The 9,064-nt window shown below is 38.9% G+C and carries 10 protein-coding genes; 3 read left to right on the top strand and 7 right to left on the bottom strand.

Annotated features, from left to right (window positions below):
- Positions 1 to 286: hypothetical protein (locus tag K292_RS18915; RefSeq protein ID WP_027399708.1), on the top strand; the 286-nt coding region annotated here is incomplete at its 5' end.
- Between the two features lie 551 nt (positions 287 to 837).
- On the opposite strand, the gene K292_RS0112505 is transcribed toward K292_RS18915, so the two are convergent.
- The 6 genes from K292_RS0112505 to K292_RS0112480 form a co-directional block, all read right to left on the bottom strand.
- Complete coding sequence (locus K292_RS0112505; RefSeq protein WP_027400107.1) at positions 838 to 1,092, bottom strand: hypothetical protein; 255 nt, start codon at positions 1,090 to 1,092, stop codon at positions 838 to 840.
- Between the two features lie 486 nt (positions 1,093 to 1,578).
- Positions 1,579 to 2,700, bottom strand: a complete 1,122-nt coding sequence (locus tag K292_RS0112500) for an ABC transporter substrate-binding protein (protein ID WP_027400106.1) — start codon at positions 2,698 to 2,700, stop codon at positions 1,579 to 1,581.
- 108 nt (positions 2,701 to 2,808) lie between these two features.
- Positions 2,809 to 3,618, bottom strand: a complete 810-nt coding sequence (locus tag K292_RS17160; protein WP_037373199.1) for an ABC transporter ATP-binding protein — start codon at positions 3,616 to 3,618, stop codon at positions 2,809 to 2,811.
- A complete protein-coding gene (locus K292_RS0112490) occupies positions 3,611 to 4,672 on the bottom strand; it encodes a FecCD family ABC transporter permease (RefSeq protein WP_084146008.1) in 1,062 nt (353 codons plus the stop codon). The genes K292_RS17160 and K292_RS0112490 overlap by 8 nt, the downstream gene beginning before the upstream one ends.
- 152 nt (positions 4,673 to 4,824) lie before the next feature.
- On the bottom strand, positions 4,825 to 5,727 hold the full coding sequence (locus K292_RS0112485) for a class I SAM-dependent methyltransferase (RefSeq protein WP_027400104.1): 903 nt from the start codon (positions 5,725 to 5,727) through the stop codon (positions 4,825 to 4,827).
- Positions 5,728 to 5,757: 30 nt separating this feature from the next.
- Positions 5,758 to 6,954, bottom strand: coding sequence for a molybdopterin molybdotransferase MoeA (locus tag K292_RS0112480; RefSeq protein WP_245570867.1), 1,197 nt, complete (start codon positions 6,952 to 6,954; stop codon positions 5,758 to 5,760).
- A gap of 475 nt (positions 6,955 to 7,429) precedes the next feature.
- Here K292_RS0112480 and K292_RS18910 point away from each other — a divergent pair, with 475 nt between their 5' ends.
- Entirely contained in the window at positions 7,430 to 7,720 is a 291-nt protein-coding gene (locus K292_RS18910) for a hypothetical protein (RefSeq protein ID WP_051280723.1), read from the top strand.
- Positions 7,713 to 8,264 carry a CDP-alcohol phosphatidyltransferase family protein gene (locus K292_RS0112470; protein ID WP_027400102.1) on the top strand — a complete coding sequence of 184 codons (552 nt, stop codon included), beginning with the start codon at positions 7,713 to 7,715 and terminating at the stop codon, positions 8,262 to 8,264. Before K292_RS18910 ends, K292_RS0112470 begins: the two co-directional genes overlap by 8 nt.
- 135 nt (positions 8,265 to 8,399) lie before the next feature.
- On the opposite strand, the gene K292_RS0112465 is transcribed toward K292_RS0112470, so the two are convergent.
- A complete protein-coding gene (locus tag K292_RS0112465; protein ID WP_027400101.1) occupies positions 8,400 to 8,660 on the bottom strand; it encodes a hypothetical protein in 261 nt (86 codons plus the stop codon).
- Positions 8,661 to 9,064 lie beyond the last annotated feature (404 nt).

The raw sequence follows: 9,064 nt of genomic DNA, 5'->3' as shown, positions 1-9,064 counted from the left end.
TATGATGACAGCTCATACTGTAATAGTGTTTCTTCGCTATATTATGCTTGCAAATGAATCTAGAAGTACTATAGATTTAAGAACTATAGGAGGATTCTTTTTTCAAGTATGCGATGAGGTAGCAGACATTAGACTTTCAACATCATTAAAGTTAATAATTTCAACGCTTAAAGAAATTCTATCCGCGTATTCTCTAATCTCAGAAGAGATGACAGAGCAAATTTTGAGTACCTTTTTTTCGTCAATTCCTCAAGTTTGGAATCAAAAACTAAAATTGTGTGCGTAATCATATTTATTTTTCAAGGTGCATCCAGTTTTTTAAGCTGGGAAAGTTGAGTAAATAATACTAAAATAATTCTAATTCAATTTTTATGTTGATTTGAATTTATATATTATTGTAAAAAAGTAACTAAAAAGAATTCATAAAAATAAACTCAATTTTAAGAAGTTTTATTAGCTTAAAGTTTTAATAAAGATAAATTCAAGAAAAAAACTAGATTGATTTAAAAATCATATAATGATAATATATATTCATAAAAGGATTACCGCTTTTCGTATGGCGGTCAGTCCAAATAGTTTGGTTTAGACCGCCTAAATAACTAGTTTAAAAATTAGTTAGGCGGCCTATTTCATTTTTGAGCTTTTCCCTTTTTATCTTATTTTCATAAAAAATAGATAACTACAAATTTGCCAATATAAGGACAAAATTATAGTTATCTATCTACTTTTTACTATTATTTTTTATCTTAAAATTTTTATAATGAATATGTCAAATTTTAAAACTCTTATTATGAGAGTTCACTGCAAATAATTATCCGTTATATACTTCTGTGGTCTTTAATTCAAATCAATATATTTTGCAGTAATTCCTTCAAGCTCATTTAATTCAGTTACCAGTTTCTCAACTTCTTCTTTTTCGCCACAAGGCTGCAAAATAATCAGACCATCTGTACCACAAACATCTTCACTTGCTTCATGCAAACCGAGACGAGCTTTCAAATTACATCCATTTTTAGTAAGTACCTCTTGAAATTTTAAAGAATTATTAACTCTATTATCCAAGCGAACTCCAATAACATAATAACAAGACATCTTTCTACCTCCTAATATACACTAAATATTACTTTTTCTATTATGTCACAACCTTTAAAAGGCTATTCCTGCTTAATAGCTGAATACAACTTATTTACATATTATAAACTATCCTCTTCGTACCTTTCTCTTCATTTACTATTCTGTTTAAAATCTTTTATAAATAGTAATATAAAATTCTTCACCAATCTCATGTGATTTCATCTAATGCTGTTACGTATTTAATACCCGGTAATTTCAGCATTTAATCCAAAATAAAGTAGATTTTCAGAAATCAGGAATACCACTATTTTTTTATCTTGTAGGTAGCTTACTTTTAAATATTTTTATGCTATCATAATAAGCCTTTAAAATCAACAAATTTCTATTAATATTAAGGACGTTTTATCTTTCTACTTACACCTATAATTTTTAACAATTAAAACAATAAGAATTGCCGCCCTAAAAGGACGGCAATTCTTATTGTTACAGTTGCATGAGACTATATTATTCGCTCGGCGGCATGGAATTGACTAAAAGGCTTTCAATGTCTTTACGAGTTACATCAACATGATAAATTACTTTATAATAATCAATGGCTTCGTCAACAAAATCAATGCCCATTTCATCGGGATACAGCAGATCCGCAAGCCATAAAAGCCCGATGTAGCGGTTTGCACCAGGAGGTCTGTCGGCCCAGCCAAATGGTTTGTTTGGCATCTCATAGACATGTCCTTTTTTAACAGCGCTTATTGATGCCCAATCTGCGCTTTTTTTAATGATATCATATGCGCCTGTACCTCCCTGAACAATTATTATTTCAGGATTCCAACTGAACAGAGACTCCATAGAAACTGCTGACTGTCCAAATCCTGAAAGCGCTTCCACCGTTGCAACGTTTTTTGTGCCGCACATATTAAATACTATGGAACGATTTGAGTTTCCCGGCTCGGTTGACAAGCCATCCTTGGCCTCGGCATAATAAAGAGTGAGCCGTTTATCTTCCGGAATTTTCGAAACTACTGACGTTACTTTTTCCACAATACCGTTAAAGTAATCGACAACTTTAGCTGCTTCCTTCTCATGACCTAGAGCCTTCCCTAGCAGAGTTAGTGAGTCTGGCAATTGTTCAAGCTGCGTGCTAAACACGATTACCGGTATATCAAGCTGCTCCTGCAGTTTGTCGGCAGTCTCGATGTCGCTGTCAGAGGCTTTGCCCTGAACGGAGCTAATAATCAGTTGTACATCTCCCGCCTTAATAGCCTCATAATCCAACACACCGTTGCTTCCAGAAATAGTACCATAGCTAGGTAAACCAATCATATCAGAAAGAACGTATGGAGCATCGTCTTCGGTGAATTTGGAAGGTGACGCTGTGATCATATCTGGCGCAAGTATATACATGAGAACAAAGCTATTGGTTGAATCTGCATATATTCGCTTAAGGTTCTCCGGAGTTGGTATTGTAACGGTTCTTCCAATACCATCTACGAATTCCACAGTATTAGCATTTCCACTTACAGCCACGTCACCAGTCTTTCCTTGCTCCTTCCCTTGCGAGCAGGCCGCCAGTGAGAATGTTAGTACAATAATTAAAATAAGTGCAAGAATTTTAATGTGTTTTTGCATTTTTTCTTTCCTTTCTATCATATTCTTAATAGTTGTTTACATAACGCGGAAGCCTTGAAAATTAAAGCTTTCTGTTTCTAATTATATATAAAAAGCTCAAGTAGCTTATTAACGAGTGTTGTTTTCCGGCTCATCTGAAAGATTTGGCAGCGGAACACATACTGTAATGTGCCTGTCAGCAACTATATCTACATCACGAACCTTGACGTCCATGCCATATATATCACGCAGCACGGGTTCACTGATTACTTCACTGGTGTCACCCTCACAGATGACCCGTCCGTCTTGCATTGCAATAATACGGTTGGCACAGTAAAGTGCATGGTCTGGATTGTGAGTTACCATGAGGATGCTCATTTTATGTTTTGAAAGGCGATGCATCTGCTCAAGCATGAGATACTGATTTCCAAAATCCAGGCTAGCAGTAGGTTCGTCCATAATCAGTATTTTGGTCTGCTGCGCAATGGCTCTTGCAATGATAACCATCTGGCGCTGACCACCGCTGAGCTCAGTGTATTTTCTGGATGCATACGACAATATCCCCAGCCTGTTCAGTGCATCCATGGCAATATCCTTGTCCTTAGCAACAGGGCAATAGTACTTGTTCATATGAGGCGTCCGTCCCATAAGGACTACATCCATAACGCTGAATGGAAACGGCGGAACATGATTCTGAGGTATATAAGCCACTTTCTGCGCAAGCGCTTTTTCATCCATTTTATGTATGTCTTCACCATACAAAAGGACGTTTCCGCTTTGCGGCTTCAATAATCCAAGCATTGTTTTCAGAAGAGTCGTCTTGCCGCAGCCATTTGCGCCTAAAATACACACGAACTCTCCCTCTTCCATGCGGAAGGACAGGTCTTTTAATATTTCTCGTTTGCCATAACTAAACTTAATATTATTTACCTCAATCATCGCTCTGATCCTTTCCCCTGTTGTACCTGAGTATGAAATAGAAAAATGGAATGCCGATAAAGGAAGTCAGGATTCCTATGGGAAGTTCCACACTGAAGGCGCACCTTGCCACGTCATCCACGAAGACAAGAAACACAGCACCAAGTATGGCGCAGGTTGGGAGCAGATATCTAAAATTTGGTCCCACAATAGCCCTGCCAATATGTGGGATAACGAGCCCAACCCAGCCCACAAGTCCACAAACGGAAACGGAGGATGCTGTTATCAGAGTCGATGCAATGATTATCATTCTTCGAACCCGCGTAGTTTTAATTCCAAGGCTACGCGCCTCATCTTCACCAAAAGACAGAACATTAAGCTGCCATCTTGATAGAAACAAGCTAACGAATCCCACTGCCATGGGCAGCAATATACTTATAATGCGCTCCTTGTTGATTGTATTGAACCCACCCATTAGCCAAAAAGTAATCTGCGGTAGTTTGTCGTCTGCATCCGCAATAAGTTTTACCATAGAGGTTCCTGCAGAGCACAGCGTGCTTGTCATTATTCCGCCGAGCACAAGTCCGAGAATGGGATCGTGACCCAGCCTTTTCGTTACATTGGATGCCAGTGTAACCGCAATGAGACCGGTGCAGAAACCAAACAACTGTACAAGATAAGTGTTCAGACCCATTAGCATTGCCACGCAGGCCCCAAAAGCCGCGCCAGCGGAAGCGCCAAGAATATCCGGAGATACCATTGGATTCTTGAACATCCCCTGATAAGAAGCCCCCGCAATGGACAGACCACCGCCAATACCCAGTGCCGCAATAACGCGAGGCAGGCGAATATTAAACAAAGTCGTCTCCATATTGGTGTTTGTTATTTGGGAGGGATCTGCATAGTGATAATATATCGTTTGTATAATGTCTGGTATTGAAATATGGTATTTGCCGATTGAAGACGAGACCAAAAACGCAAAAACCAGAAATATGAAAAAGACAGGCCAACGAGAAGCCAAGCGTTCCTGAAGGCTATTATCTGTCTGGAGTATTTCCTTGTGCTTTGAATTCATTATCGTTTCTCCTTCTTAAAATACAGCCTTTTAGCCCTCCAAGATGTCAGAGATACTTAACACAGGACAGACCGCCATAACTACGCCGTAGACGGAAAGACTCAGAGACGTAATTTACTTGTAAGCGAGAATACGCTTACAAGGCGAATTGATTAAAGCTCGAAATAGTCCCGCTGCAGCTGTGTTCGAACATCCCACAGCATCCACACATAGGTGCTTTCAAACGGAGATGTCAGTTTGCCATCGTTATCGGCGTTTTCCATAATGTAGCGATATATTTTTTCTACTGAATCGGCGTCGTTAGAGCTAATCCCAATATTATCCGCTAATTCCTGAGCAAGCAGCATACCGGCTTCAACTATGTCGTCACTTTTCTCGGTATAATATGTAACATATGGGCAGAAGCCACGCAGCCATAAAATATTAAACAATGCGTAAAACACACGTCCATCCCATCTAGCAAGCGGTTCTTTGCCAAAAACGTTTCTCGATATATCCGTCAACAAGCCATCGCTCCCATTGATGAAACTACTGTTAAAGCACCAGCCGCGGCTCATGGACATGGCCTTTTCAAGGTCTTTTTTGTGGCTAACTGCCGGCGTAATCGAAGTAAACACAAGGTCAAATCGATTACGCCAACCGAGCGCGTCTATATCTGCCTGTTTAAAATCACAAGCAGTGAACGAAACGTTGCCGATTCCCTGAGAGGAGGCAAAGTCAGCGGCGTGTTCAAGCATTCTGGGCGATAAATCTGTCCCGGTAACATGATTTGATGTCTTTGAAAATTCCGCGACAAAGCGTCCTGGACCGCAGCCGATATCAATTACGTCATCATTCGCTCCGAGCAGACCGTGAGCACGCAGAAAATCCGCTGTTGTCGAAATACGCAGGTCACTTCTCTTTCGCCGTGCAGCATCGTTCTGCAGCCCGTTCTCCCAGCTATCGGCACGTATATCCCATAACTCTTTGGTGTGGCGCTTCACAGAGTGAGGCTTGTCGTTCCATAATTTCGTAAAGCGTTCAAGCTCTTCTTCTATTTTCCTATTTTGTTCCATAATGTGTCTTCACCTTTACGCCATATGCTCTCAGTGAATAAACTCCCTTCCTCTCAGTAATTCTACCTCTATTTTTTCGCCGGCCTTCTTCTTGCTTTCTCCTATCGGTGAGACATACATTGCGTTCGATGTAAGGCAGGAGGGCATAGTTCCACTGCGGAATGAGCGCGGCTCGGCTACATATCCGTCCTCTCCCTTTTTAACCTCAATACGGCAAAGTATGGCCATGGTCGGACTTGAATCTATGTCTTGTGTAAGCGTACATACCACACGCTCTTTCTGTGGCACCGGTATATGCAGTGCTCGGCAAACTATTGCGCTGAGACACCAGTCTGCACCAAAAAACGCGGCGATGGTAGGCCCGGGCAGGTTGATAACCGGCTTATCATTTATCATACTGACAGCCATTGGTCTACCTGGAGCTGCAGCTACATAATGATGCAGAAGCTGACCCTTGCGTTCAATGAGCGCGGCGTTATAATCTTCGCCGCCCTTTGCGGTCCCTCCGTTCAGTACAACTATATCCGCTGTCAGGAGAGCAGCGTCAAGCGTCTTCTCTAGCAGTTCATTATCATCAATGATTATGGGAAATATGACAGGCTCTGCCCCCAATGCACGCAACGTTTCTCTTACCAGTAGGCTGTTGGTATCAATGTTTTGACCGCGTTTGGGTCTCATCTGCGGCGGTATCAGTTCAGTACCGGTGGGGATAAAGGCAATTCGCGGCTTCCTCCGTACAGGGACCATACAGCATGCGCCCATTGCAAGAGCCGCCAGGTCAGATGGACGTATCGGCATATTCGCACCAATAATAAATTCGCCCGACACTATACTTGAGCCAATTGCAGTCGTATTTGTTCCGGAAACGATATCAATATCCTCGCTAATAAACTTAATCATGCCATCAGGTGTCAAATCTACTTCCTCTATCATAATTACGGCGTCGTATCTATCGTCAAAATCATCTCCAGTATCTGCTCTCTCAAATTCCACCCCTTCATGCCACATTTTATAATCGGGCATACCATTTTTGAAAAGCTCCGATTTTACAGCAATTCCATCACAGGCGGAGGTTCTGTACACGGGAAGCGTATTGACTGAAAACAGCTCGCATGTGGTGATTCGTCCTATTGACTCGTCAAGTGGAACTAATTCTGTTTCATCACTTGGTGTCCACCTTGAAAACAAATCGGCAAGGACCTGCTCTCTTGAGGCAAAACCATCCATTTTCTTTCCTCTCATTGTTTTTTATTCTTTACTCCTCTCATATGAATCATAAAAATTTCGTCTCATATTTTACCTAATTCTTTATATTTAAACATAAAAAAAAGCGAAAGTATGTTGTCATGACAACATTTTTCACTATTATTTTATATATTTCCACATTTTTTTCTTATTTATTCGGATTATATCCATAGGAATCTTCGTAAAATATCGGTTTGGCTCAAATTGCATTTAACTGTATTTTCTCAAGGGAATAAATAAAAGTCTCAATCCCTCCTTGGGAATGCAGATGCCTTCTGTACGCATTAGAGCCTCCAAAACTAGTAAGGAACAGCAGTTCAATGAACTGCCACCCCAATTATTTCCTATCAACTTTAAATTCTACTTAAAAATATCTGCCTTTTTTATATAGTTTTATTTTTAAGTATTAAACATATCTGTTATACTATTTCTATCGATGGTAAGGAGATATAATAATATGGTAATCGGGCAAAGAAGCCATTATATCCAAAACGAACTGAAGTTGATACGAAAACAACTTGGTACGAAAATTGGCTTTGTTGACAAATATACTGATGTGCGCATTGACCAATATGAATTAGGGCTAAGAACTTCAAAAGGAAAGGTGATAAAGACTATGACACAGGTACTAGGCATTTGTCCAGAGACATTTAATACTTCCAATATTGGAAGATATTATGATCTCATACATTCTTTGTTTGCTTTAAAAGATATATATAATTTAAAGGTTGATAGGTTAGATGAGTAAAATGAATCAGATACCTAATATTATTACTGCATTTAGACTGCTATGTTCCTTCATTCTTCTGTTTCTGAAACCTTTTTCTTCTCCTTTTTTCTTAATCTATCTCATTGGTGGACTAAGTGATATAATTGACGGATTTTTGGCACGAAAGCTATGTATTACCAGTAAACTTGGTGCAATGCTGGACAGCATTGCAGATGCATTTTTTATACTGGTATTGCTCATCATTTTCATTCCACATTTTGATTGGCCAATATGGATTACCTACTGGGTAATAGCAATTATTATCATCCGCCTGCTGTCATTAGTTGTTGGATTCTTCAAATACCATACCTTTGATTTTCTTCATACATACGCTAACAAAGCAACAGGTCTGGCATTGTTTTCCTTTCCATTTCTTTATTTTTTCTGGGGGTTAGATTTTATGGCGATTTTTCTATGTATTTTTGCCAGTATATCCGCTATCGAAGAATTACTCATTAATATGGTTTCTGAAAAGTTAGATAGGAACGTTACCAGTATTTTTGCATCACTAAAAGCAAAGTAACACTACCGATAATTGAATTAACGAAATATGCTTGTTAAACTATTATACGGTATTTCTCTGCTTTTACCTTGTATCTGTTGTCTATTTTATCTTGTACCTACGCTTTTATATGCTCTATCTAATCTGCTATTTTCTTTATTGCTCTCCATCTTTTTCTTCATTTGAGTTTTTATTTATAATACTTTGTGAAGCCTTTAATATCAAATATAAAGCCTCGCACAATAACCAAATTAAAATTGTGTTAAGAATTACACCAGAAACAATGGAATTAAAATATATCACTGCATATGGATAGATATACAGTAAAATGTGTGGAACTACTAGCAAAAATATTGCTGTTATAAGAATTCCCATTACTATAAATTCTGGTTTTAGTTTTCCAAATTTAAATTTCATAATATACCTCTTTTCCCAATTCTAAAAATATACATTTTCTTAAGGATACCATATATGTAAAATTATAGCAACTTTGTGTCTTGATTTAAAATGCAAAATCAAAACATAGCACAAAACCGCTAACGCGGTGGCATCCGATACGCCAACTAAGTGCGTAAAACCCAACTGTCGATTTACCTGCAGTTTTATTTCCCTAAAAACTCCTTTAAAATAGACGTACGCAGAAAAGCGAATATATATTGAAGGAGAATAGACATGACAAACGAAGAAATCATCTTAAACGCCAAAGAAGAAATTAAATTACGAGGTTTATCGCCACACACAGAAGCAGAGTATTTCAGAGTTCTGCACGCATTTCTACGTTATTTCGAAAATCGTCCTATTGAAACAATGGGGGAAACCGA

Origin of the sequence: Anaerovorax odorimutans DSM 5092 (assembly GCF_000426305.1) — a bacterium.
Classification (GTDB): Bacteria; Bacillota; Clostridia; order Peptostreptococcales; family Anaerovoracaceae; genus Anaerovorax; species Anaerovorax odorimutans.
Note: the sequence above shows the minus strand (reverse complement) of the source record. Positions and strands in the feature narration are given on the sequence as shown.

Excerpts from the sequence above, each read along its gene's own strand:
- K292_RS0112490 (WP_084146008.1), bottom strand. The coding sequence starts at position 4,672 with ATGAATTCAAAGCACAAGGAAATACTCCAGACAGATAATAGCCTTCAG.
- K292_RS0112500 (WP_027400106.1), bottom strand. The coding sequence starts at position 2,700 with ATGCAAAAACACATTAAAATTCTTGCACTTATTTTAATTATTGTACTA.
- K292_RS0112465 (WP_027400101.1), bottom strand. The coding sequence starts at position 8,660 with ATGAAATTTAAATTTGGAAAACTAAAACCAGAATTTATAGTAATGGGA.
- K292_RS18910 (WP_051280723.1), top strand. The coding sequence starts at position 7,430 with ATGGTAATCGGGCAAAGAAGCCATTATATCCAAAACGAACTGAAGTTG.
- K292_RS17160 (WP_037373199.1), bottom strand. The coding sequence starts at position 3,618 with ATGATTGAGGTAAATAATATTAAGTTTAGTTATGGCAAACGAGAAATA.
- K292_RS0112480 (WP_245570867.1), bottom strand. The coding sequence starts at position 6,954 with ATGGATGGTTTTGCCTCAAGAGAGCAGGTCCTTGCCGATTTGTTTTCA.
- K292_RS0112470 (WP_027400102.1), top strand. The coding sequence starts at position 7,713 with ATGAGTAAAATGAATCAGATACCTAATATTATTACTGCATTTAGACTG.
- K292_RS0112505 (WP_027400107.1), bottom strand. The coding sequence starts at position 1,092 with ATGTCTTGTTATTATGTTATTGGAGTTCGCTTGGATAATAGAGTTAAT.
- K292_RS0112485 (WP_027400104.1), bottom strand. The coding sequence starts at position 5,727 with ATGGAACAAAATAGGAAAATAGAAGAAGAGCTTGAACGCTTTACGAAA.